This is a genomic window from Synechococcus sp. PH41509, assembly GCF_020514285.1.
GTDB lineage: Bacteria > Cyanobacteriota > Cyanobacteriia > PCC-6307 > Cyanobiaceae > Parasynechococcus.
Genome location: NZ_VTLD01000005.1, coordinates 67,810 through 90,746 on the forward strand (window position 1 = coordinate 67,810; position 22,937 = coordinate 90,746).

Annotated in this window: 21 protein-coding genes and 1 tRNA gene; 11 read left to right on the forward strand and 11 right to left on the reverse strand. The window is 62.3% G+C overall.

Features of this window, described 5'->3' with window-relative positions; translation table 11 throughout:
• The first annotated feature begins 16 nt into the window (after nt 1–16).
• Entirely contained in the window at nt 17–1,135 is a 1,119-nt protein-coding gene (gene tgt / locus FZZ88_RS02595; RefSeq protein ID WP_166015637.1) for a tRNA guanosine(34) transglycosylase Tgt, read from the forward strand.
• A 31-nt stretch (nt 1,136–1,166) separates the two neighbouring features.
• Nucleotides 1,167–1,310 (forward strand): photosystem II reaction center protein K, encoded by a 144-nt coding sequence (locus FZZ88_RS02600; RefSeq protein ID WP_025362038.1) that lies wholly within the window; start codon nt 1,167–1,169, stop codon nt 1,308–1,310.
• A 4-nt stretch (nt 1,311–1,314) separates the two neighbouring features.
• Here the strand turns inward: FZZ88_RS02600 and FZZ88_RS02605 are convergent, their stop codons facing one another.
• Nucleotides 1,315–2,049: a WecB/TagA/CpsF family glycosyltransferase gene (locus FZZ88_RS02605; protein ID WP_166015638.1), complete on the reverse strand. Its 735-nt coding sequence runs from the start codon at nt 2,047–2,049 to the stop codon at nt 1,315–1,317.
• A gap of 48 nt (nt 2,050–2,097) precedes the next feature.
• On the opposite strand from FZZ88_RS02605, the gene FZZ88_RS02610 reads away from it, so the two are divergent.
• On the forward strand, nt 2,098–5,274 hold the full coding sequence (locus FZZ88_RS02610) for a glycoside hydrolase family 15 protein (protein WP_166016434.1): 3,177 nt from the start codon (nt 2,098–2,100) through the stop codon (nt 5,272–5,274).
• 15 nt (nt 5,275–5,289) lie between these two features.
• On the opposite strand, the gene FZZ88_RS02615 is transcribed toward FZZ88_RS02610, so the two are convergent.
• The 4 genes from FZZ88_RS02615 to FZZ88_RS02630 all read right to left on the reverse strand — a co-directional run bounded on the left by FZZ88_RS02615 (nt 5,290) and on the right by FZZ88_RS02630 (nt 8,217).
• Nucleotides 5,290–6,297: a Gfo/Idh/MocA family protein gene (locus FZZ88_RS02615; RefSeq protein ID WP_166015639.1), complete on the reverse strand. Its 1,008-nt coding sequence runs from the start codon at nt 6,295–6,297 to the stop codon at nt 5,290–5,292.
• Nucleotides 6,298–6,334: 37 nt separating this feature from the next.
• Complete coding sequence (locus FZZ88_RS02620; protein ID WP_166015640.1) at nt 6,335–7,618, reverse strand: hemolysin family protein; 1,284 nt, start codon at nt 7,616–7,618, stop codon at nt 6,335–6,337.
• Nucleotides 7,619–7,631: 13 nt separating this feature from the next.
• Nucleotides 7,632–7,704 (reverse strand) — tRNA-Ile (locus FZZ88_RS02625).
• Nucleotides 7,705–7,716: 12 nt separating this feature from the next.
• A complete protein-coding gene (locus tag FZZ88_RS02630; RefSeq protein ID WP_226423580.1) occupies nt 7,717–8,217 on the reverse strand; it encodes a hypothetical protein in 501 nt (166 codons plus the stop codon).
• 56 nt (nt 8,218–8,273) lie between these two features.
• Here FZZ88_RS02630 and pyrE point away from each other — a divergent pair, with 56 nt between their 5' ends.
• Together pyrE and FZZ88_RS02640 are read left to right on the forward strand one after the other, a co-directional pair.
• Nucleotides 8,274–8,846, forward strand: coding sequence for an orotate phosphoribosyltransferase (gene pyrE / locus FZZ88_RS02635; RefSeq protein WP_166015642.1), 573 nt, complete (start codon nt 8,274–8,276; stop codon nt 8,844–8,846).
• Nucleotides 8,843–9,637 carry a folate-binding protein YgfZ gene (locus tag FZZ88_RS02640; protein ID WP_166015643.1) on the forward strand — a complete coding sequence of 265 codons (795 nt, stop codon included), beginning with the start codon at nt 8,843–8,845 and terminating at the stop codon, nt 9,635–9,637. The genes pyrE and FZZ88_RS02640 overlap by 4 nt, the downstream gene beginning before the upstream one ends.
• Here the strand turns inward: FZZ88_RS02640 and FZZ88_RS02645 are convergent.
• Entirely contained in the window at nt 9,619–11,094 is a 1,476-nt protein-coding gene (locus FZZ88_RS02645; RefSeq protein WP_166015644.1) for a TM0106 family RecB-like putative nuclease, read from the reverse strand. The two genes, FZZ88_RS02640 and FZZ88_RS02645, sit on opposite strands and share 19 nt — an antisense overlap.
• 53 nt (nt 11,095–11,147) lie before the next feature.
• On the opposite strand from FZZ88_RS02645, the gene FZZ88_RS02650 reads away from it, so the two are divergent.
• The 6 genes from FZZ88_RS02650 (at nt 11,148) to FZZ88_RS02675 (ending at nt 18,104) form a co-directional block, all read left to right on the forward strand.
• Nucleotides 11,148–12,611 carry a phosphoglucomutase/phosphomannomutase family protein gene (locus FZZ88_RS02650; RefSeq protein ID WP_166015645.1) on the forward strand — a complete coding sequence of 488 codons (1,464 nt, stop codon included), beginning with the start codon at nt 11,148–11,150 and terminating at the stop codon, nt 12,609–12,611.
• Nucleotides 12,608–13,189, forward strand: coding sequence for an RdgB/HAM1 family non-canonical purine NTP pyrophosphatase (rdgB, locus tag FZZ88_RS02655; protein WP_166015646.1), 582 nt, complete (start codon nt 12,608–12,610; stop codon nt 13,187–13,189). The genes FZZ88_RS02650 and rdgB overlap by 4 nt, the downstream gene beginning before the upstream one ends.
• A gap of 69 nt (nt 13,190–13,258) precedes the next feature.
• Nucleotides 13,259–14,296 carry a class I SAM-dependent methyltransferase gene (locus FZZ88_RS02660; RefSeq protein ID WP_166015647.1) on the forward strand — a complete coding sequence of 346 codons (1,038 nt, stop codon included), beginning with the start codon at nt 13,259–13,261 and terminating at the stop codon, nt 14,294–14,296.
• Entirely contained in the window at nt 14,296–15,351 is a 1,056-nt protein-coding gene (locus tag FZZ88_RS02665; RefSeq protein ID WP_166015648.1) for a Glu/Leu/Phe/Val dehydrogenase dimerization domain-containing protein, read from the forward strand. Before FZZ88_RS02660 ends, FZZ88_RS02665 begins: the two co-directional genes overlap by 1 nt.
• Nucleotides 15,348–16,538, forward strand: a complete 1,191-nt coding sequence (locus FZZ88_RS02670; RefSeq protein WP_166015649.1) for an FAD-dependent oxidoreductase — start codon at nt 15,348–15,350, stop codon at nt 16,536–16,538. Before FZZ88_RS02665 ends, FZZ88_RS02670 begins: the two co-directional genes overlap by 4 nt.
• An 18-nt stretch (nt 16,539–16,556) precedes the next feature.
• Complete coding sequence (locus tag FZZ88_RS02675) at nt 16,557–18,104, forward strand: BCCT family transporter (protein ID WP_166015650.1); 1,548 nt, start codon at nt 16,557–16,559, stop codon at nt 18,102–18,104.
• 12 nt (nt 18,105–18,116) lie between these two features.
• Here the strand turns inward: FZZ88_RS02675 and FZZ88_RS02680 are convergent, their stop codons facing one another.
• The 5 genes from FZZ88_RS02680 to fabI are packed head-to-tail and all read right to left on the reverse strand — an operon-like array spanning nt 18,117 to nt 22,903.
• Nucleotides 18,117–19,202 carry a hypothetical protein gene (locus tag FZZ88_RS02680; protein ID WP_230332803.1) on the reverse strand — a complete coding sequence of 362 codons (1,086 nt, stop codon included), beginning with the start codon at nt 19,200–19,202 and terminating at the stop codon, nt 18,117–18,119.
• 12 nt (nt 19,203–19,214) lie between these two features.
• Nucleotides 19,215–19,910, reverse strand: a complete 696-nt coding sequence (locus FZZ88_RS02685) for an SIMPL domain-containing protein (protein WP_226426223.1) — start codon at nt 19,908–19,910, stop codon at nt 19,215–19,217.
• 42 nt (nt 19,911–19,952) lie between these two features.
• A complete protein-coding gene (locus tag FZZ88_RS02690; RefSeq protein ID WP_166015653.1) occupies nt 19,953–21,422 on the reverse strand; it encodes a carotenoid oxygenase family protein in 1,470 nt (489 codons plus the stop codon).
• 60 nt (nt 21,423–21,482) lie between these two features.
• Nucleotides 21,483–22,091 carry an imidazoleglycerol-phosphate dehydratase HisB gene (gene hisB, locus FZZ88_RS02695; RefSeq protein ID WP_166015654.1) on the reverse strand — a complete coding sequence of 203 codons (609 nt, stop codon included), beginning with the start codon at nt 22,089–22,091 and terminating at the stop codon, nt 21,483–21,485.
• Nucleotides 22,092–22,120: 29 nt separating this feature from the next.
• On the reverse strand, nt 22,121–22,903 hold the full coding sequence (gene fabI / locus FZZ88_RS02700; protein ID WP_166016435.1) for an enoyl-ACP reductase FabI: 783 nt from the start codon (nt 22,901–22,903) through the stop codon (nt 22,121–22,123).
• Between the last annotated feature and the right edge of the window lie 34 nt (nt 22,904–22,937).

Here is a 22,937-nt window from a genome sequence, read left to right on the forward strand (position 1 = left end):
CAGGGGCGGATCGGCCTTGTTCGGCTTTGAGATCAACGCGCATTGCGCCAACACAGCGGCCCGGTGCGGCACGTTTACGACCCCTCATGGGCCGGTCCAGACACCACGCTTCATGCCGGTGGGCACCCTCGCGACCGTCAAAGGGATCAGCACCGAGCAACTGAGCCACACGGGTGCCCAGATGGTGCTCTCCAACACCTACCACCTGCATTTGCAGCCCGGCGAAGAGATCGTGGCGGCTGCAGGTGGCCTGCACCGGTTCATGGGCTGGGACGGGCCAATGCTCACCGACTCCGGTGGCTTTCAAGTGTTCAGCCTGGGGGACCTCAACAAAATCGATGACCGCGGCGTCGTGTTCCGGAACCCCCGCGATGGACGCACTATCGACATGACACCGGAACATGCCACCCGCATTCAGATGGCCCTCGGGGCGGATGTGGCCATGGCCTTCGACCAGTGCCCGCCCTATCCGGCGACGGAGAACGACGTCATCGATGCCTGTCGCCGCACCCATGCCTGGCTCGAGCGCTGCGTCACCGCCCACACACGCTTGGACCAGGCCTTGTTCGGCATCGTCCAGGGGGGCTGTTTCCCGCATCTCCGGCGGGAGAGTGCCCGTGCCGTCGCCTCCTTCGATCTGCCGGGAATCGCCGTCGGTGGCGTCAGCGTCGGTGAGCCCGCGGAAGAAATGCACCGAATCGTGCGGGATGTCACGCCCTTACTCCCCACGAACAAACCGCGGTACCTAATGGGCATTGGCACCCTGCGCGAGATGGCCATCGCCGTGGCCAACGGCATCGACCTTTTCGACTGTGTCTTGCCCACCCGACTGGGTCGCCATGGAACAGCACTGGTGGGCGGCGAACGCTGGAATCTGCGAAATGCCCGCTTCCGCCACGACCACACACCCCTGGATCCGAGTTGCTCCTGTGTGGCCTGTACAGGCCACACGCGGGCCTATCTGCATCATCTGATTCGCAGCGAGGAACTCCTGGGCCTCACCTTGCTGAGCATTCACAACATCACGCAGCTGGTGCGTTTCACGTCCGCGATGGCACAAGCCATTCGCGACGGCTGTTTTTCAGAGGATTTCGCTCCCTGGGAGCCGGACTCACCAGCCCATCACACGTGGTAGCGTCCAGCCCAACGCCTTTTTGATGCAAGGGATGGCCGCCTTTACCCTCGACCTGCTGGCACAGCTTCCCGAGGCCTATCAGGCCTTCTCTCCGCTGATCGACATCCTTCCGTTGATCCCGGTCTTCTTTTTGTTGCTGGCTTTTGTCTGGCAGGCCTCTGTGGGCTTCCGCTGAAGCCTTAACCCATTCGGATCACATCCAGAACGAAGGCGGGCAGCGAGAGCATGCGTCGCCAACGGCTGGGTTCTTGGATGAGGCGATACAACCACTCCAACTGCATCCGGCACATCCAGCCTGGGGCACGTTTTTTGGTGCCGGCCCAGACATCAAAACTCCCGCCAACTCCCATCCAAAGCCCAGGCTGACCGGACGCAACCCGTTCAGACCAGGTTTCCTGGCGTGGCACGCCTAGGGCCACCAGAACGAGATCCGGCTGCAAAGCCTTGAGCTGAGCCTCAATGCCAGGCCAGGTGTCCGATGATTGATAGCCATCCACAGTGAGGGCAAGGTTGAGCCCACTGATGCGCTGGGGTAAGTCCCCGCGCAGTGTCTCCATCACCTCAGGTGAAGCCCCCACCAAAGCGACCCGCCATTGATGAGCTGCGGCGTAATTCAGCAAGGTCCAGGCAAGCTCGATTCCTGCCGTTTTGACGACTCGGATCCGCTGACGCGCCAGGGCCCAAACAACTCCAGCCCCATCAGGAATCACCAAATCCGCCGTCCCGATCGCCTGACCAAGGGCAGCATCCGCCCGAGCTGACATCGTCATTTCTGCATTGAGGGTGACAATGCGTCCCCCTCCCCGGGCGTGCAGTCCTAGGGCTGCCGCACAGACGTCGCGGCAAACATCCACCGGGACGCCGAGCACCTCGCAGCGGCGACGGTCATCTGGAGTGGTGCTAACTGAATCCATGGCCGTGGGGCTGCGTTGGAGAATTTAGGGGTGGTGATGAATGAGGGCATGGTTGTGACGACGACGGGAACCCTTTCGCAGAACCTCGCCACAAGCCTTCAGCGCCTGGATCAATCGATCCAACGGGTGGTTCTCGATCGGCAGGACCCGATCAGCGGCCTGCTCCCCGCCAGCACCGCCCACACCATCCATGGCAACTACGGAGATGCCTGGGTGCGGGACTGCGTCTATTCGGTGCAGTGTGTATGGGGACTGGCCCTGGCCCACCGACGTCAACAGGGGCAAAGCAGCCGACGCTCCTGGGAACTTGAGCAGCGGGTGGTGGCCCTCATGCGCGGCCTGATGCGCTCGATGATGTGCCAGGCGGAGAAAGTCGAGCGCTTCAAGGAGAGTCTGCATCCCCTCGACGCGCTCCACGCCAAATACGACAGCTGCTCCGGCGAACCAGTGGTGGCCGATGACGCCTGGGGGCATCTTCAACTGGATGCCACCTCTCTGTTCCTGTTGCAGCTGGCGCAGCTGACCAAAGGCGGTTGCGGAGTAGTGCAGAGCCGTGACGAGGTGGATTTCATCCAAAACCTCGTGCACTACATCGCCAGGGCGTACCGCACCCCGGATTACGGGATCTGGGAGCGCGGTGACAAGGGAAATCACGGACTACCAGAGCGCAATGCGAGCTCGATCGGCATGGCCAAGGCCGCCCTGGAATCACTGGATGGGCTTGACCTCTACGGCCCGCATGGAGACGGCAGCTGCGTCCTGCTCATTCCCCAGGGGGCCATCGTGCGCCTCCGGCGCGCTTTGGAAGGGCTCTTACCGCGGGAATCCGCCAGCAAGGAGGCCGACAGTGCCTGTCTCTCCGTGATTGGTTATCCCGCCTGGGCGGTGGAAGATGCTGCCCTGGTGGAGCGCACGGGCCGTCGCATTCGACGGGAACTGGGCGGGGCTTACGGCTACAAACGCTTCCTTCGGGATGGTCACCAGACGGTGGTGGAAGACATCACCCGCCTGCACTACGAACCTGAGGAGCTCGCCGCCTTTGAAGGGATCGAGTCGGAGTGGCCGTTGTTTCTGGCCTTCGAATTGGTCACCGCATGCTGCGAAGGGCGCTCGGACGAGGCCCAGCGCTTGCACAGCAAGCTCAAGGCGTTGGCGGTCGAACAAGACGGAGAACGTCTCTACCCGGAGCTATATCAAGTCCCTGGCAGTGTGGTCGACCAGGAACGGATGAATCCAGGCAGCCAGGCCAGGGTGGCGAACACCAATCTGCCGCTGATCTGGACCCAAAGCCTCGTCTGGCTGGGGGAAATGCTGCTCGACGATCTAATCCGCCCCGAGGACATCGACCCGTGTGGGCGCAGAAATCCGAAACCACTGGGTGCTGAGGCGGTTCTTGTGGCGATGGCTCCTGAGACGGATGCCGTGCGCCTAGAGCTGCTGTCAGCAGAGGTGCCGATCGACCCAACCACGATTATTCCCGTGCTGTCGTCCGACGAGCTGAAACAACGGCTGAAAGCGGCCGGCACCAATCCGCGGCTGGAGCTCAGCGGACGCCCTGGGCACCGTGTGGAAACCGAGGACACAGCTCGCGTCTACCGCCAGGACGGCTGCATCAGCGTGTTCACCCCGTCAGTTCTGGAAGACCGCAGCAGCTATCTGGCCGATGACCCTGAGGAGATGCTGGAAAGCGTTGTCGATGAGCTGCATCTGCTGCAACGGCACTGGCGGGGTGTGGGGCTGCCGCTTCTGGTCATTCCCATTCGTGAAACAGCCCTGGATCAGCATCGTGACGTCATCCTCAAACTTGCCGATCAACTCAGCAGCGGCGTGATTGAAACCATCCCCGTCCGGTTGAGCCGCCTGAGTCAGCTGGTGGATCAGGGGCAGGAGGTCCAGCTCCCACCGCTTCAGCAGAAGCCCGTGCCGACATCCCATCAACCCCAACATGTGCTGCGCGACGCCACCGATCTACGGGACCTGACTGCTGCTGAGGAGCAGGAGCTGGATGACACCCCAATCGAACAGTTGAGCCAGCGCCTCTGGAGCAGTGGGCTGCTGCATGAACAAGCCGAAGTACTGGAATTGCTGCAACGGCGTCTCGGACCTCAAGGGATTCAACGCAGCCCCGATGGGCATCCGGTGGCCCTGAGCAACCTGCTCGAGGAGGTTTATCAACGGGGCTTGCGATGTGAAGACTGGAATGTCGTGCGGCGCTGTGCCGGCGCCATGGGCATGGTGCATCCCCAGCTGGAAGATGCCCTGACCGATCTTCTCGTCCGCCAGAAACAAGTCGTGGTGGGACGCAACTACACCGGCGACTCCAGGCTCCGTCAACCGATGGACAGCGCTGCCATCGCCGAACGGATTGAGACGACCAGCGGGATCGACGGTCGTGAACGCATGCTCGAACAGGAACTCCTGCTCGCCCTCGACAGCGTGGCGCGGCGGGAGCCAGCCCTACTCAAAGGCAGCCTCACCCTGCAGCTGGGGCAGCTGATGCTGCTGCTGACATCGGAGCTGGCCGTGGAGAAAATGCTCTCTCAGGACGAGGCCTTTGAAGCCCTCTGCAGCGAAGCACCCCACGCCATCCGCAAACGGTTGCGCGCGGTGCTCGGGGATGTGGACCATGCCAGGGCAGCCCTGCAACGTGGCGAACAGCTGCACGTGAGCGGGAGGGTGCAGTGGTCCGTTCCCGACCCATTGGAAGAAACGCCCGGAGGCGGCGACTGGCTTCAACACCGCATCCGTCTGGGCTCATTCCAGAAAGTTCCCCGCGATTTCTATGCCGGCATCTGGTCCCTGTTGCAACACTGCCGCGGCCTTGTGATCGGCGACAAGCTGGAACGGCGCAATCGACTCAACAGCCGTCTCGTCCTTGAGAAAACACCCGGCGAACGCAATTTCGCCGTCCAAGTCGACCATCTGCTTAGTCGGATCAAAGCACCGGAATACAGGCAACTCTGCAGCGAATGCCTGCTCTCGCTGATGGCCTTTGTCGAAGCCAATCCGGAGGTGCGCTTCGAGGATGACCTAGCCCTCGACGTGGTAATTGGTCATGCCGTCCGGGTGGGCTGGCAACAGAGCCATCCATCCCTCAGTCCGGAGAACTACCCGCAGCAGAAAGCCCAGGCGTGGGGGCAGTTCTATCGATCCTCGCCTGGTGACTGTCGGCGCTGGCAGGTGACGGCGTTGCGGGAGCTGGCCGAACAAGAAGGGCTGGTCTAATCCAAGTCAGGCCCGTCAGATCGGTGCAGGCAAGGGCGCCCCGGTATCCGGGTGTTCGACCGCCTGCTCGATCAGGTCCGCCAGTTTGAGTGCGCGCGACGCTTGAAGACCATCCACAGCAGGAGTTTCCCGGCCGCGCACGCACTGGAGAAAGTGCTCAAGCTCGGCGTAGAGCGGTTCAATCGACGTGGTGCTCACCTCCTCGATGAAGCCGTCATTGCGGTACAGCAACTCACCGTGATCTGCGGAATACCACTCATGGGCGCGGCGATGGATGTGCAGGGTGTGGTTGAGGAAGTCGGTTTCCACCAGGCTTGAGCGGCAGTGCGCACTAAGGCTGCGGATCTTGCGGTGGCTCATTTTGCTGGCCGTGAGGCTGGCCACAACACCATTCTCAAAACCCAGCGTGGCATTGACGTAATCAATCGGTCCCTCGGCACTGCGACCACCGGCAGCGGCAAGCCTCACCACGGGTGCCTTAGCCAGCTCGAGCACAAGGTCGATGTCATGGATCATCAGATCCAGGACCACGGAGACATCATTGGCCCGATCAGAGTGGGGGCTGTGGCGACGCCCCTCGAGGACCACGACCTCCTCGTTGGCCACCACCTTGATGAGTTCACGAAACGCGGGGTTGAACCGCTCGATGTGACCGACCTGCAGCAGACGACCCGCTGCTGTCGCAGCCTCGATAAGCGCAGTGGCCTCGTCCTGACTAGCCGCGATCGGCTTTTCGATCAAAACATGAACACCCGCGCGAAGACAGGCAAGGCCGACGGGGTGGTGCAGAAGGGTAGGAACAGCAATGCAGACCGCCTCCACCTCGGAAAGCATGGCGTGGTAGTCCGCAAACCAACGGCAGCCGAATTGCTCAGTAGCGAGGTGTCCGCGCTCAGCATCAGGATCCGCAACTCCCACCAGGTCGGCATCCCGCAGAAGGCTGAGCACCCGAGCGTGGTGCCAACCCATGTTCCCGATTCCGATCACCCCGACCTTCACTGGGACCATGGGGTCGGGAGACATCAGAACGGGCAATCGGTTGGGGGAAGACTATCGGCCTTCAGTCGGAATGATCCTCTGGACTGGGGAGAACAAGCCGGACGCGGTCAATCCGCGGCCCTGCCATGGCCGTGATTTCAAACTGCAGGCCGTTGAAATGCAGCGCTTCCCCAGCGGATGGAATGTGCTGAAGCCTCTCCAGCAGGAAACCCGCAAGGGTGTGATGGTCATCCGCCTCGGGTAGATCAAGGTCCAGCTGACGGTTCAGCTCGAAGATCTCCAGATCTCCCGCCACCAGCCAAGCACCAGGGCAGTCCTTTTCCTCGAGCAGATCTGGCTCATCGGTCTCGCCGGGATCCTCATCACCAACGATTTCGCCGGTGAGATCTGCTGCTGTCACGAGCCCCTCAGTGCCGCCGTGCTCATCCACCACCAACAGAAGCGGCTGGCCACTGCGAATCATCGGCAGCAGCTCCGCCAAGGTGCAGGTCTCCAGCACGGGCACCGCAGGCTGGAGATAGGGCTCAAGCAGCGAATCGGCCTGGAGCTCTCCCCGTGCAATCGGTTCAGCCATCTGACGGAGATCCAGCACGCCACGCACGTCGTCCAGCGACTGGCCAATCACCGGGAACCGCGCGTGACGGGTGTGATGAACGGCTTCCATCAGCTCCGCGAAACGGACCGTGGCCGGCAGCGTGACCATCCCGGAGCGAGGCACCATCACCTCCCGCACCTGGGTGTCCCGCAGGGCGAAGACTCCTTCCAGAATGTTCTTTTCATCGGGAAATAATCCCGTGACCCGCCCGGATTCCACGAGGGTTTCCAGCTCACCGGCAGAGAGTGCTGGCACCAATACATCCCACTGGGGAGCCAGGCCGAGCAGGCGCATCAGCAGGCCTGCCAGTGCCTCAAGCAGATTGAGCAGCGGAGCCAAGCAGCGCATCACCACCTCCAGCAACGGCACCAGTCGGAGCGCGGAGGATTCCGGACGGTTCAGCACCCAGGCCTTGGGCAGTAAACCGGCGACCAACGTGGCGAGCAGGACGATCGCGAGAAACAGCGCCGTATCCCGCCAGGCCACACCTAGGGAGCCATCCGACCAGAGCCGACCCCCCAAACCGCGGCCGGCCCAGCCCAAAGCCACTAGAGCGAGGGTGGAACCCAGCTGAGAAACCAACAAAGCCCGCCGCAGGCGTCGCTGCAGACGCTGAATGGAGCGGGCCCCGGTCTGCTCTTCCTCCACAAGCACTTCGACACGGCTGGGGCGAAGCCGCAACAGGGCCACCTCTGCGGCCGCGAAAAAGGCTGGCAAAACTAGCAGGACAGCCAGCAGTAAAAGCCGCATCAATTGGGGGGGATGGGGGTCGCGAGGATCGAACTCGCCTTAGGCGAATTATGAGTTCGCTGCATTCACCAGATTGCTAGACCCCCTCAAAGAGAGTGTTACCACAGGGGAGTGACGTCGGGGAAGTCATCGGGCATTGGTCGCTCCAGGTCGGATTCGTTTATGTCGGAGGCGGCCAGGCTGCCGTCGAATCCGCTCGGAATATCGAGGGTCCGCAACGGCAGCGGCGGACTCTGCTCTTCCAGCAGAGCTCCGGTCGTGTTTTGCAGGGCAGACCCGTCCCAGATCAGGGTCTGATCCGGAAAGCCCAGGCCCATCACCCGATTCCCCTCGATTCCTCCAACCGCGATACCCAGAAAATCAGTCAGTTGATGAAGGGGGTCCACACCCCTGGCCATGGGTGAGGTCCAAGTGAACAGGCGACGGTTGATCAGCTCACTGGTGGTCTCCGTGGGATGGCACACCGTCACTTCCACGGGAGCAGAACCACTGCCCGGTGGAGGGGCCTCGATGCTGGTCGTGCAGACCAGCGGGCCTGCCAGCACCGATGGGCCAGCGAGCACCAACAATCCCGAGCGAAAGAACGAGCGCAGCAGCACCGGAGGAAACAGCTCTAAGCGCAAACTAAGGACACCTGCGAAGTGCGGCCAGTCCCATGCCTGAATCGTCGAGTGTCCCGACTGAGCGGGAGCAACTGCTGAGCCGCCTGGCCACCTTGGCCTACCGGCACGGAGACTTCACCCTTGCGTCAGGCCGCAAAAGCGAGCACTACGTGAACTGCAAACCAGTAAGCCTGAGCGGCTCCGGCCTGGCCTTGATTAGTCGAGCCATGCTGACCCACGTGGAAACTGATGCCGTCGCCGTGGCCGGCCTCACCCTCGGAGCAGACCCACTGGTGAGCGGTGTCGCCATGGCCGCCGCCGATCAGGGCCGTGATCTCGATGCATTAATCGTCCGCAAGGAGGCCAAAGGCCATGGCACTGGAGCCTGGCTGGAGGGACCACTACCAGCGCCCGGGGCACTGATCACCGTGCTGGAAGACGTTGTGACCACAGGGGGGTCCTCCCTCAAAGCGGTCCGACAGCTGCGCGACGCCGGCTACTGCGTCAAGAGGGTCGTCACCATCGTCGACCGGGAAGAAGGGGGCGATGCCGCCATGGCGGCTGACGATCTCGAGCTGATCAGCCTGTACAAATTGTCTGAGATCGCCGCCGTCACCAAGGTATGAGCAGGCTGTTTTGGGACGCCACATTCCCCCGGCTGCGCCTGAGCGGCAGCGGAGCATGCCAGTTTCTTCAGGGTCAGACCAGTGCTGACCTCAACGCACTGCAACCTGGTGATCTCCTGCAGACCTGCTGGCTGACCGCAACGGGACGCTTACGGGCGCTGCTGGAAGTTCGGCTCGATACGGATGGAGCCGATGTGATCGTTCTGGCGGGAGATGCTGCTGCGGTTCACGCCGGATTCGATCAGGTGATCTTTCCAGCCGATCGTGTGCGACTCCAACCCCTGGCCCAGCGGCGCCGGCTGCAATGGCTGGAGCCTGACGCTGCAGTGATCTGGCCTGAGCCGGATGTGGCATTGCCAGAGCCATGGGTCTTAGGAAAGCCCGCCACCGCCGCGGCATTGGAGCATCGGCGGCTCCAGAGCGGCTTCCCACCAGGGCCAGGTGAACTCAATGGCGAGACCAACCCTCTGGAACTGGGACTCGTGGCTCGAATCAGCACAGAGAAGGGCTGCTACCTGGGCCAGGAGACCATGGCCAAACTCATCGGGAAAGCGGGGGTGAAACAAGAGCTGCGCTGTTGGTGGTGCAGCAGCCCGCTGTCGAGCGCCACAAAACTCACGCTGAAGGGAGAGCGGGCCGGGGTGATCACCAGTGCTCTCGAACACGACAACGCGTGGATTGGACTGGCCCTGGTGCGCCGCCAATGTCTTGCCAGTGAAACGCTGGAGGGACCCAATGGGGAACTGCTCCAGATCAGCCGACCTGATTCGTTTCAGGATCCCGACGCCTGATCCTGTTGAAGCAACCAGGCGGCAACGGCCCAGGTGGCTAGGCAGTCATCGCGGTTGTAGTCGAAGATCCAGCGCAGCCCATGCCTGTTGCCGCGTCGATCAGGGCCATCGCCCTGCCACTGCCGCCACCACAACAAGGCCCGGGCCCCGTCAGCACCGGCCTGACTCCAACGGAACCCCTGCCAACCGGCCACGGCCTTGAGGCCGTAACTGGCCAATGGCAAGCGCCAGTGACGCCGCACCCGGGCATGAACATCCACGAGACGGTGACGAAGCTTCTTCAGTTCAGCCTCATCGACACCTTGCCGCTCGGCCATGCGCCTTAAGGCCAGGCTTTCTGTTTCCCCGTAGTGAAGAATTGGCCACCCCCGGTAGTGATTCAGCAGGCGTCGCAACCGAAGCCAGCAACGGGGTTCACCGTGCTCGGCCAGGGCCAGGATCGGGTGATAGGCCACTGAAGCAAGGTCCCAGTCCCCACGTTCGGTTCTGTGTAAGACCAGAAAACCGTGGAGAAAGTCGTGACGGGCGTCGGGGTCGGATTCGATGTCGTAAAGGAGCACACCAGGGCAGTCACGAAGTTCCGGAAGTGCCGGTGCAGCGTCCAAACGTTCCACCCGACCATCGCGCTGCGCCCTGGCCTGGGCCACCAAGGCTGCAGCCACCTCACCATGCTGATCACCGAAGCGTTGAAGCTGCTCAGCGAGCTGCATCGGATCAGCAGCGGCCAGATCAGATAGGCCGCGAATCCCAAGCTCCAGCAACATCTCGCGGCGCTTGGCTCCGATGCCGCTGACCTCACTGAGGTGCCCTTGCTCCGCCGCCACGGCGTTGCAAACACCCCGCCAGCTGCAGAGTGAGCACTTGCGTCGATCGGCTGCCAGAGGAGGGGGGACCGACCGCTCAAGGTCATCACGCAGTTTGCGCAACCCTTCCGAAAGCTGTCGCCGCATGCCGTTCGACAGATGGACTCGCTCCTGTTCCAGCCGCCGGCCGCCGCCGCCGAGAACCAGCATGGATGGGACTTCGCCCTGTTGCACCTGCTCGAGCAGAAGAGCCATCAGCGCCAGGGGCAGCTGATGTTCCCGAGTGGTACGACGGCCCTGACGTGCCAGCACCGGTTGATAGGCGAAGTCGCCCCAGCGACTCTGGCCCTTGACCCGCCTGAGCAGGGGAGGATGCGCCTCCAACGGTTCCCCGGAAGGGCCCAGACCCTTCAGGCGCAGACCCACCACGGCGTCGGCACCGGCGACACAGGCGGCCAAGCCATGGCCTGGTTTGCGGGGCATCAATCCCACAAAACATCGCTGCTGGTCATCCAGCAGCAGATTGCGATGGGCGGTCCAACGTCGCTCAGCAGGATTTCCGTGGCGATCGAGCCAGGCCTTGCGACGACAACGCAGCCAACTGCGCAGCAACCGGTCGGTGAGGGCGTTGTCGGCAGGCGGGGTGTCACCCATCCGCCGACCCTACGGCTGCCAGCTGCTAGATCCACTGAAGTGCAGGCTGTGCCATGGCATCGGCTCCCCTCCCCCTAAGCCCAGCTCCAATCAAGTTCGGCACCGATGGCTGGCGCGGAATCATCGGTGTCGACATCACGGTGGAGCGCTTATTGCCCGTTGCCGCTGCCGCGGCCCAGGAGCTCGCGTATCGCGCCCCAGAAGGCCACAACAGCCGAACGGTGGTCATCGGTTATGACCGGCGCTTCCTGGCTCCCGAACTAGCGGAAGCCATCGCCGCCGCCGTGCGGGGTTGTGAACTCGAGCCCCTACTAACAGACACCGCTGTCCCCACACCGGCCTGCAGCTGGGCCGTGGTGGAGCGCAAAGCCCTTGGAGCGCTGGTCATCACCGCCAGTCACAACCCGCCGGAATGGCTGGGGCTGAAGATCAAAGGCCCCTTCGGCGGGTCAGTCGAGGGCGACTTCACCGCCGCAGTCGAACGACGACTGGCCGCCGGCGGCATCACAGCACCGATCAAAGCGGAGGTCCCCCGTTTTGATGGTCGGGGCGAGCATCTCGAAGGTCTCCGCCGCAAGCTCGACCTCACCGCACTGCTGCGGGGCCTCAAGGCCATCAACCTGAAGGTGATCGTGGATCCGATGCACGGCTCAGCCGCCGGGTGTGTGACGGAGCTGCTCGGGCCTGAGGCCCATGGGGTGGTGGAGGAAATCCGCAGCGATCGCAATCCTTTATTTGGTGGTCATCCGCCGGAACCCCTTGCGGCCTATCTCGAAGAGCTGATCACAGCGGTGAAGACCTCAACCGACGCCGGGAGCCCTGCCGTGGGATTGGTCTTCGACGGCGATGGGGACCGCATTGCCGCTGTGGATGAAACAGGTCGGTTCTGCAGCACCCAGCTGCTGATGCCCCTGCTGATCGATCACCTGGCCCGCGCCCGGCAGCTGCCAGGAGCAGTGGTCAAGACCGTGAGCGGATCTGATCTGATGCGACTGGTGGCGGAAGCGCAGGGACGCGACGTTCTCGAGCTCGCTGTGGGCTTCAAGTACATCGCCGCGGAGATGCTGACGGGGAACGTGCTGATCGGCGGCGAGGAGTCTGGTGGAGTTGGCTTCGGCATGCACCTGCCCGAGCGGGACGCGCTGTTCGCAGCAATGCTGGTGCTGGAAGCCCTTGTTGAAGGGAAGCAACCCCTGGGAGCTCGACTGGATGCTCTCCAGCAACAGCACGGAGGCAGCAGCCATTACGACCGACTCGACCTGCGGCTGGCTGACATGGAGGCACGCCGACGGCTCGAGATGCTGCTGGCCCAGAGCACACCTTCGACCATTGCAGGGGCAAAGGTGCTGGAGGTGATCACCACAGACGGGATCAAACTGAGAATGGGGCCCAGCCACTGGCTGATGCTGCGCTTCTCCGGCACCGAACCTCTCTTGCGGCTCTACTGCGAAGGGCCCGATGCCGATCGGGTGGATGCTGTGCTGGCCTGGGGCAGGCAGTTCGCGGAGGCAGCATGAAGGCACTGGTCATCGCCAGCGGCAACGCCGGAAAGATTCGTGAATTCCAGGGTCTGCTGCAGGCCCTCCCCGTCACAGTGCGGCCCCAGCCTGAGGGTTTGGAGGTGGAGGAGACAGGCAGCACGTTTGCCGCCAATGCCCGTCTCAAAGCCCAAGCGGTTGCAGCAACTACAGGGGAATGGGCGTTGGCCGACGATTCAGGCCTAAGCGTGGACGCCCTGGATGGCGCCCCGGGTGTTCACTCCGCCCGCTACGCCCCCACCGATCCGGAACGCATCGCGCGGCTGTTGAAGGCGCTGAACGGCTCAGAGCAACGCCAAGCCCATTTCTGCGCTGCGCTCTGCATTGCAGCCCCCGATGGCTCCGTTCTGCTTGAGGTGGAAGGCCGTTGCGACGGTTTGATCACGGCGTCACCTCGGGGGGAGCAAGGCTTTGGCTACGACCCAATCTTCGAAGTCGCTGGAACGGGCCGCACCTTTGCCGAGATGCTCTTGGCTGAGAAAAAACAGCATGGCCATCGCGGCAGGGCCTTCAGCCTCCTGGAACCCCAATTGCGTCATTTGCTCCAAGCAACGTGAAGCAGACGCGTCAATTTCCAGTCTATTCAGCCATGGTCTGTACGGTGAGGCCTGCCGCTGACGAGGTCCATGGCCATCGCCATGACCACGGGTTACAGCGCGCAGACCGAAGGCGCTCTTCTGTGCATTGAAGCCGCCTCGGACTGGGCCTTGACTTGTGTGAATCAACTGGCTGTCGCAGACAGCCATGTCCTGATCGATTACGGAGCTGCCGATGGCGGCACTGCAGTAGGGCTCTGGAATCAGGTGCTGGATCGCCTGCATGCCAACCAGCCGAATGCTCACCTGACGCTGATCGGTAACGACTTACCGAGCAACGACAACCTCGCTCTGGCAGAAAACCTGGCCCTGCAGATTCCCCGGGATCCGAAGCCAACAGTGCTGGTGAGTGCCCGCAGCTTCTACGAACCCTCCGTAGCCCCGGACAGCGTGAGCTTCGGCTTCTCCGCAACCGCCATGCACTGGCTGAGCGCTTCGCCCGGACCACTCGATAACCACACCCATGTGCTGGCCTCAGGTGATGCCGATGCCCTTCAGCGTTTCACCGCCCAGGCGATGAAGGACTGGAACTACATCCTCGAACTGCGCAGCCGCGAGCTGAAGGTGGGCGGGCGACTGCTGACCGTGAACCTTTCACGCGATGACGAAGGACGCTATCTCGGTCATAACGGCGGCGAAACCCGCAATGTGCACGACCAGTTGCACCAGATCTGGCGAGGCATGGCCGAGGAAGATCTGATCAGCGCAGAGCAATACAAAAAAGGCACCGTTCTGAATTTTTACAAGTCCCCCGAGGAGTTCATGGCTCCGCTGAAGGACGAGAGCAGCGCCGCTTACCGCAACGGACTCCGCCTCGTGGAAGAGCGTACGGTCTATGTGAAGTGCCCCTACAGACGCCGCTGGAACGACAACGGTGACACGACCGCTTTCGCCGCCGGCTTGATGGCGACGATCCGCAGCTGGAGTCGCCACAGCTTCGCCAGTGCTGCCGGGGACGCCGCTGCAGACACGGTCTACGAGCGACTGCAACAGCGCATCGCCGAAACCCCCAGCGAATGGAGTCTCGACTATGTCGAACACCACCAGATGATGGAGAAGGTGGCCTGATGAGCAGCAGCAAGAAAGCATCGCCGACCGTGTCGGTGCTGGCGGAACACGTCTCCGACCACCTCTCGGTGTTCGTGGTGGCGGAAGACACTGATGCCAAGCGCCCCGCAAACGGGGGCCTGCGCCTGCTGAATTACCCGAGCGATGAGGCCTGCATCGCTGACGGACAGCGGCTGGCGGGGTTGATGACCCACAAGCACGATCTCTACGGCACCGGTTTTGCTGGAGGCAAGATCGTCGCCCGGGCAGCGGAACCCGATGCGGTCAAGGATGAGCTGATCAGCGTCACCGCCGAGCTGCTGGAGTCGCTCGATGGCGCCATGATCACTGGCTGCGATCTCAACACCAGCCTGGAGGACATGGAGCGTCTGACGGCGCTCACACCGCATGTGCTGGCGGCGGTCGGCAGCCCAGTAGACGCCAGTGCCGCCACCGCCCATGGCACCCTCGGCGCCGTGGAGGCAGTGCTGGAGAAGGACCTCAAAGACGCCATTCCCGGCCGGGCCCTCGTGCACGGCTGCGGTGCCGTCGGCGGAACGGTGGCCCGTCATCTCGTCGATCACGGCTGGACGGTGTTCACCGTGGATCTGGATCGCGAGAGAGCCAGTTTTCCCGGCGCGACGCCTCTGCCGGAGAGCTGTGCCTGGTGGGAACTGGACCTCGACCTGGTGCTGCCCTGTTCCATCTCCGGGTTGATCAACGCCGAAATGGCAACGGCCTTGAATACTCCCGCCGTGGTTCCTGCAGCCAATGCCCCCTTCCAGCAACCGCAGTTAGCAGACGACCTGCGTCGCCGCGGTGTGCGGGTGCTGCCGGACCCTCTTGTGAATGCTGGGGCCGTGATCGCCGATTCGATCGAGCGGTTCTCCCCCGATGCCTGGAAGGATGCAGGCGCCACGGACGTCTATGCCTTCGTACGCGATGAGGTGCGCCGGCGGGCAAGCGACTATCTCAATCAGCGCGAACAGGGTTTGTCGGTTGGTGCCGCCCTCGAGGAAGTGGCGGCGACACCCTCCACCGATCCCATCGGCCTCAGCTTTGGAGATAGCGAATGAGCACGCCCTCCTCACTGCCCAGCCGCGCAGCGGTCGTGATCGTCGGCGGCGGCATGGCGGGCCTCAGCTGCGCTGCATCCCTTGCCCGCCGCGGCGTGCGCGATGTGGTGCTGCTGGAAGCCAAGACCCTGGCCCACGCCAAGGCCAGCAGCTACGGCGAAACCCGGATGTTCCGGGAGATGTATTCCGATCCGGTGCTCTGCCGTCTGGCCCAGGAGGCCAATCGCCTTTGGCGGGAAGAGGAAACTCACGCCGGCGAGCAGCTGAGAGAGACCCACGGCCTGCTCTTCTACGGCGAAAGCTGGGATGAGGAAACGATCGAGGGATCGATCCCCGGGGCCCGCCGGGTCATGGACGATCAGGGAATCCCCTACGAGGCCCTCAATGCCGAACAGATCGCTGCCCGTTTCCCGCTGAAGCCGAAGGCCGGTTTCACTGGCCTGTTCGAACCCACCGCCGGTGCCGTACGCAGCGACAAAGTTCTCTCCCACTGGATCAATACCGCCCGTAACGCCGGCCATCAGCTGATCGAGCACTGCCCCGTGGCCGGACTCGATCCCGATGGTGGAGGCGTCACCCTGCAGAGCGGCGAGCACATCGCCGCAAGCCAACTGGTGGTGGCCTGCGGGATCTGGAGCCAACTGTTGCTCGCCCCCCTCGGCTTGGCACCGAAACTGGAGGTGTGGCCGATGCTTTGGGCTCACTACACCGTCAACCCAGCACTCGCTGATCGCTACCCCCAGTGGTTCTGCTTCCAGCAAGAACGAGGCGACGATGGTGGCCTGTACTACGGCTTCCCCGTGTTGAGCCAAACGGCGGATGGCCGGCCCCGGATCAAGGCCGGCATCGACTGGGCCCCACGAGAACTGCGAGTCGCCGCACCCAACGCCATGGTCACCGAGCCACCAGCCCGACTGGTGGAGCTGCTCGACACCTTCCTGTTCAACGAATTGGAGGGAGTTCAGGAGCGAGTCGAGACCGTGATCAGCCCGTACTCCATGGCCAGCGATGTGAACTTCGTGCTGGATCGGCTCACCCCGAAGCTGAGTCTGTTTGCAGGGGGCTCCGGCCAGGCCTTCAAGTTCGCTCCTCTGATCGGTGATTCTCTGGCACGCCTCGCCAGTGGTGAACAACCTGCAGTGGATCTCTCCTGCTGGAGCCACCAACGCGACGCCGTCCGAGCCTGACCTTTCACCCCTCATCCGATGTCTGACAACCCCGCGAACCAGCGCTCCTGGTGGCAACAGCCCCCGCTCTGGGTCGGCGCCATCCCGCTGCTGATTTTTCTGTTGGTCTCGGCCATCGACCTGGCTCTGGCCAAGCATTTCACTGAAACCGGCAAAGCCGTGATCAGTGATGCCCTGGGGGCGGTCTGGCAATGGATGGTGGTGCTGCTGTTTCTGATCGCCCTGATCCTTGCCATCAGCCCTATTGGCAAACTCCGGCTTGGCGGAGCGGATGCCAAGCCGAGCTTCAAATTCTTCGATTGGTGTGCGGTGCTGATCTGCACCCTGCTGGCAGGAGGGGGGGTGTTCTGGTCCGCTGCCGAACCGCTGTATCACTTCCAAACACCATCACCGGTGTTTGCAGGGGTCGAAGGCAGCACAGCAGCCGCGGTGGATCCCGCCCTGGCGGTGAGTTTTCTGCACTGGGGGTTCCTGGCCTGGGCTCTTGTGGCCACCACCACCACGATCACCTTCTCGATCCTGGAACGACGCGGTGAACCCCTGCGTCCCCGCACCCTGCTGGTGAACATCGTTCCGCGCAGCTGGGTGGATGGCCCGATCGGTCACCTAGCGGACGGCTTGTCTGTGGTGGCAGCGATCGCCGGCACCGTTGGTCCCCTGGGATTCCTATCCCTGCAGCTCAGCAACGCTGCAGGGCAATTGCCCTGGCTCACCGACAGTGCAGGCTTGCAATCTCTGGTGGTGGTGCTGCTGACCGCTGTGTTCGCAACATCCACAGTCAGCGGCATTCAAAAGGGCATCAAGTGGCTGTCGGAGCTCAACGTTTGGCTCACTCTTGCCATGGCGGCAGGCCTTCTGCTCTTAGGCCCTGGCTTCTGGCTGATCCAGCACTTTTTCAGCGGCTTTTTCACTTATCTGGTCCATCTGCCGCAGATGGCTCTTGCACCCAACGCAGCGCCTACGAACTGGGTGAACGGCTGGACTGTCTTCTACTGGGGTTGGTTCCTTGGCTATGCGCCGCTAATGGGGCTCTTCACCGCCGGCGTCAGCCGCGGCCGCAGCATCCGTGAGCTGGTACTGGCCGTGGCAATCCTCTGCCCGATCGTGACCAACGTCTGGTTCACCCTGCTTGGGGGCACCGGATTACATCTCGAGTTGGCCGGGGGTGGCATCAGTGAAGCCCTGGCCCAGAACGGTGCCGCCGCAGCACTACTGACCATCCTCAGCCAGTTGCCCCTTGCCGGAGTGCTGATCCCCATCGGTCTATTGCTGGTGGTGCTGTTCATGTGCACCAGCGCCGACTCGATGAGTTACGCCGCAGCCATGGTGGTGAGCGGCCGCAATGAGCCGCCAGCTCTGCTGCGGCTGTTCTGGGCCTTGATGATTGGCAGCCTGACCTTGGTGTTGCTGCGCATCGGCACAGGCCTAGGGGACAGCACCTCCATCGATGCCTTGCAGGCCTTCATCGTGATCACCGCGGTGCCAGTCACCCCCCTGGTGCTGGCCACCCTATGGAGCGCGCCTCGGCTGGCTTGGAAAGAGGCCAAGCGCGAAGGCCTTAGCTGATCTAAGCCGCCCTCAAACAGTGGCGTCGTACAGAGAAAAGAAACGACGCCGCAAGCGCCATGGGAAACGCAGCTCCCTCAGCACGCGAACCATCAGACCTCGCATCTCCTTCCGCTCCGCCTCGGCCTCAGGCCCCGAGTAAACCTGCTGGACGGCAGACCGCACTGGAAAGAGGCTGTCCCAACTGACACCCCAGTGTTCCTGTGCAAAAGCCTCGTTAGAGCTGGCATAAAAAGACGACACCCGGTCATGAAGCGATTGATCGAAACCGTCAAACTTCTCCCGATCCCAGCCAAGTTCGATCGCGAGATCACGGATGACCTTGCCCTTCCGCTTGAGCACTTCCGGATCGAAACCCGTCTCCACCATCAAGCGGCGACAGAGGGCCGACATCCAAATACCCCGGGCGCCTGGCTGGATGTTCTGCTTCGAGGAACGGCCCGCCAACCAGCCCTGCTCACCAGATGGAGCATCCAGACCAAGAGCGTCAACCAACGCCAGAAACGGATCGGCGATCGCCACCTGCTTGGACAAAGGAAGAAACAACGTCGCAATCGAAGGGAAGCGACTCAGCACACGAAATTTGGATGGATAAGAAATATCCCACGAGTCAGAATCATGCATAATGTAATCACAATATTGCTCAAAATCAGGCGTCTCACGAAACCGTCGAACTCGATGTGCGTAGACTGAATTCAACCAAGACTGCTGATCTCTAACGAAGTAACTGACTCCTAATTTGAACCCTTGACGCTCAACCAGAACCTGCAATCTGCCCAAGGCAGTTCGACTAAGGATCCGATCATCCAAAGAGGAACTACTAAGCAAAACCCTGTGAAGTGAAGAAGGCAGGGTGGCCAGCGCTTCCTCAACAGGCGCATAGTTCTTTTGTGCGATGGCGTTGGCCAGACAATTGTCATAACCGTCCATCAACACACCTTGAGCTGCGAGATGGTCCCGGTTTTGCCGAAGTCGCTCGGTGACGTAACTACTGGCTGCCTTATGGGGACCGGCATGGATCCACAGCATCCGCTCATCACGATTGATTTGCGGACGCGTGAATTCAATCGACACCAGATTCCCAGCCTGAGAGCTCAAGGTATCAGCTGGCTATGTAAGGCAGTAGAGGAGCTCCATCCGCACTGTTGCCGTTGGTTCCGGGGCTTCACCCGGATCGAAACCAGTGCGCATGGCCTCTGAAAGCTGAACCCGCCGCGGCCCACGCATCGCATCACTGCGATTGATCCTGAGCAGTCGCGCCCGGGTCGCTCCGATCGCCGTAGCGGTGTCATCGGCCTCGGCCATGCCACGCCGCAGTGCCGCAGCAGTCAACAGTTGCTGAAGCGCTGTCTCAGCCTGTTCATTGGCAATGGACTTCATCCCCTGCATCCGCACGCCGGGCTGCCCACCCACTGCCTGAATGAGTTGGTTGTACATCTGCCGATTCACCTCACCGGAGACACCGGTGTTGGCAACAAAGGATTGTTTGGCCCCATTGCGTCCAGAACGTGGATAGGTGGACGGAGATGGAACGATCAGGCGTCCCTGAATGAACGGTTTCAGCAAGTGACGCAACCGGGCCAAGCGTTGATTCAGCTGAGTCAACGCAGCCTGCCCCGTGGATCCTTCACCGGACACAGCCAATGAGAAGCGAAAACTGGCTACCGCGGTCTTGCCCTCTTCAACAACAGACAACTGCAACAACGTCCCCGCACAGGACGGGGCATGGGCCAACACAGGCACCCGCGGAGACAGCAGAAGCAAGCCCGTGATTGCAACAGACAAGGCGCCCCAACCGACGCTCAACGTTTGACGCGGGGTCCGCACAACCGAAGCAACCGCTATGTCTCAGCCTGCCGGGGCCCAGCTGCCGTGCAAGCCATGGGGAACGGCTAAGGGCAGCTCCAGCACCGCCACTTCAGCAAGATCACTGGCGTTGAGGATGACCAGATCAGATGCAGCCCGGGCTCCGTTCCAGACCAAATCCAACACCCAGCCGTCGTCTTCGGACTCCGCACCCGGTCGGCGCACCATCAGCGGCTCACTCACGAAGCCACGGGGCGCTGCACTCCAGGTGTGGGTGGCACCGGAATCGAGATCAAGCTTCTGGATTGCCTGCAGTGGATCATTGCCCGTCTCACGCTCGGCCACCGCCATCCAGGCAAAGCGAGCGCTGAGCCCCTGACGCTCGGGATTGACCATGGCGAACTCGCAGGTTCGCTCACTGATGCGCTCAGTCTGCACAGATTCGCGGCTGAGATCGAGGCGGCAACGGTGCAAGATTCCCTCCGGCACCGTGTCGAAATCCACCTGAGCGAAGTCGTCATCGGGACCGATGGACGGGAAATCGTCGTAGACGATGCTCTCCACCACGAGATGATCACCGTCTTCAAAAGCATTCAGATGATGGAAGACGAAGCCGTCCGGGGCTTCGAGGATGCGCGGCTTCTGACCGGCAAAACGACCGGAGTCTCGCGGTATCAGCCAGAAACGCCCTTTCCCACCGGGTTGGGACGCCAGGCACTGAGCCGCACCCTTTTCGCCGATTACGAAAGGAAGGGGATTGAAGGCGATGGCGTTCTGCAGGAACACCGCCCAGTTGGGGGTGATGGCGAAATCGTGGAGGAAGGCGAAACCGGGAAAGCTGTCGGAGCGGTCATGCAGCAACGCACCGGCCTGGGGGCCATCGGTGGCGAACTCCATCAAGCGGATGGTGCTGCGAGGGCCGGTCTTCACCCCAAAAGTGACCATGCAGGGACGGCCGTTATGGCCGGGATCGAAGCGGGGGTGGGCACTGAAGGCTTCACCCTTTTTCAGCACACCATCGAGCCGCGAAAGACCGCGAGTCTCCAGGCTGCGGGGATCCAGCGCATGGGGCTCGGCAGCCTCCCATAGAGCGAGCAGCTGATCGCCGAGGCGCACCACGTTGGTGTTGGCGATGTTCTTCAGGCGCAGATCAAACGCATTGGCCAAACGACCACCGGGCTTCTGGCTACCGAAGACCCCCCGGTAAAGCACCTTGCCAGCCTTCTCCTCCGCCAGCCAGCCCTCGGTGCGCACGTAGCGGTTGCTGAGCTGGACGCTGCCGTTCTCAAACCGCATCGCCGCAATCATGCCGTCGCCATCGAAGGGGTGATGGACGCGGTGTCCATCGCGCTCCAGACGCCCGGGGCCATTGCGGTAGAAGGTGCCCTGAAGCTCCGCCGGAACCCTTCCACGCACCGGCGTTAAGGCCACATCGGTGAGCTCCTCCTCCACATTGACGAAGGCGCTGGACCAGTCGCTGCGGTCGTAGCTGCGGGCGGGGGCGACGGTCACGGGCGAACGATCAACGTCCTCCCATCCTCTCGTAACGGACTGTGAAGCGCGGCGCCGCTATCAGTTGGCGCCGGCCTGCTCCAGAACCCCTTTGCTGCTGGGGATGGCTCCGGCCCGGCGTGGATCCACCTCGGTGGCCATGCGCAGTGCCCGGGCAAAGGCCTTGAAACAGGCTTCCACGATGTGGTGTGAATTGACGCCATCCAGCTGACGGATGTGCAGGGTGAGGCCACTGTTGTTGACCACCGCCACGAAGAACTCCTTGACCAGCTCGGTGTCGTAGCTGCCGATCTTCTGGCTGGGAATCATCAGGCTGTAGCTGAGATGCGGGCGACCGGAACAATCCAGTGCCACCTGCACCAGGGCCTCATCCAGCGGTGCCACGAAGTGCCCAAAGCGATGGATACCACGGCGGTCTCCCAAGGCCTGAGCCAAAGCTTGCCCCACGGCAATCCCCACGTCCTCATTGGTGTGGTGATCGTCGATATGGGTGTCTCCCACCGCATTGATCTCCAGGTCGATCAGTCCGTGGCTGCTGATCTGGTGAAGCATGTGATCGAGGAATGCCACTCCGGTATTGGCCTGGCACTGGCCGGAGCCATCCAGATCCAGACGAACCTTCACGTCGGTTTCACCGGTGACCCGATGAATGTCTCCCTGGCGTGCCATCACTCCACCTCCTCTGTTCACATCGTGCCTTACATCCCCGTGACGCAGTAGCCCGCATCCACATAAATGGTCTGACCGGAAATGCCGCTGGCCAGATCGCTGAGCAGGAAGGCTGCGGTGCCGCCCACTTCCATCTGGGTGACCGTGCGACGCAAGGGAGCCTTCTCCTCCACGTTATGGATCATCTCGAGGATGCCGCCAATGGCGGAGCTGGCCAGGGTGCGGATCGGGCCAGCACTAATGGCATTCACGCGCACCTGCTTCTCGGGACCCAGCTCAGCGGCGAGGTAGCGAACAGACGCTTCCAGCGCGGCCTTCGCCACACCCATGACGTTGTAGTTCGGGATGGCCCGCTCAGCGCCGAGATACGACAGGGTGATTACGCCGGCCTTCTCGCTGAACAGCGGCTTGGCATGAGCACAGAGAGGAGCCAGGGAATAGGCGCTGATATCGAGGGAACGAGCAAAGCCTTCAGCGGTGGTGGCGCTGTAGTCGCCGATCAGCTCTTCCTTGCCTGCAAAAGCCAGGCAGTGCACCAGGCCGTCGAGAACCCCCCACTTTTCCTTGATCTCCCCGAAGACCTCGGCCATCTGTTCGGCGTCCTGCACGTTCAGTGGCAAAAACAGGCTGGGCTCCAGGGGTGCGGTGAGTTCGCGCACCTTGGACTCAAAGCGGCCCTTTTCATCCGGCAGATAAGTGATGCCCAGCTCAGCGCCCGCCGCCTTCAACTGCTGAGCAATGCCCCAGGCGATCGAACGGTTGTTGGCGATGCCGGTAACGAGAATCTTCTTGCCGGTGAGATCAAGCAGCATCAGGACAGACCGGAACGGGTTGAATTCGCGCGAT

Coding starts and splice junctions, on each gene's coding strand:
- FZZ88_RS02605 (WP_166015638.1), bottom strand. CDS start 2,049: ATGGATTCAGTTAGCACCACTCCAGATGACCGTCGCCGCTGCGAGGTG.
- fabI (WP_166016435.1), bottom strand. CDS start 22,903: ATGCTGCTTGATCTCACCGGCAAGAAGATTCTCGTTACCGGCATCGCC.
- FZZ88_RS02620 (WP_166015640.1), bottom strand. CDS start 7,618: ATGCGGCTTTTACTGCTGGCTGTCCTGCTAGTTTTGCCAGCCTTTTTC.
- FZZ88_RS02640 (WP_166015643.1), top strand. CDS start 8,843: ATGAGCAGGCTGTTTTGGGACGCCACATTCCCCCGGCTGCGCCTGAGC.
- FZZ88_RS02600 (WP_025362038.1), top strand. CDS start 1,167: ATGGCCGCCTTTACCCTCGACCTGCTGGCACAGCTTCCCGAGGCCTAT.
- FZZ88_RS02660 (WP_166015647.1), top strand. CDS start 13,259: ATGGCCATCGCCATGACCACGGGTTACAGCGCGCAGACCGAAGGCGCT.
- FZZ88_RS02650 (WP_166015645.1), top strand. CDS start 11,148: ATGGCATCGGCTCCCCTCCCCCTAAGCCCAGCTCCAATCAAGTTCGGC.
- hisB (WP_166015654.1), bottom strand. CDS start 22,091: ATGGCACGCCAGGGAGACATTCATCGGGTCACCGGTGAAACCGACGTG.
- FZZ88_RS02665 (WP_166015648.1), top strand. CDS start 14,296: ATGAGCAGCAGCAAGAAAGCATCGCCGACCGTGTCGGTGCTGGCGGAA.
- FZZ88_RS02610 (WP_166016434.1), top strand. CDS start 2,098: ATGGTTGTGACGACGACGGGAACCCTTTCGCAGAACCTCGCCACAAGC.
- pyrE (WP_166015642.1), top strand. CDS start 8,274: ATGCCTGAATCGTCGAGTGTCCCGACTGAGCGGGAGCAACTGCTGAGC.
- FZZ88_RS02670 (WP_166015649.1), top strand. CDS start 15,348: ATGAGCACGCCCTCCTCACTGCCCAGCCGCGCAGCGGTCGTGATCGTC.
- FZZ88_RS02615 (WP_166015639.1), bottom strand. CDS start 6,297: ATGTCTCCCGACCCCATGGTCCCAGTGAAGGTCGGGGTGATCGGAATC.
- rdgB (WP_166015646.1), top strand. CDS start 12,608: ATGAAGGCACTGGTCATCGCCAGCGGCAACGCCGGAAAGATTCGTGAA.
- FZZ88_RS02675 (WP_166015650.1), top strand. CDS start 16,557: ATGTCTGACAACCCCGCGAACCAGCGCTCCTGGTGGCAACAGCCCCCG.
- FZZ88_RS02645 (WP_166015644.1), bottom strand. CDS start 11,094: ATGGGTGACACCCCGCCTGCCGACAACGCCCTCACCGACCGGTTGCTG.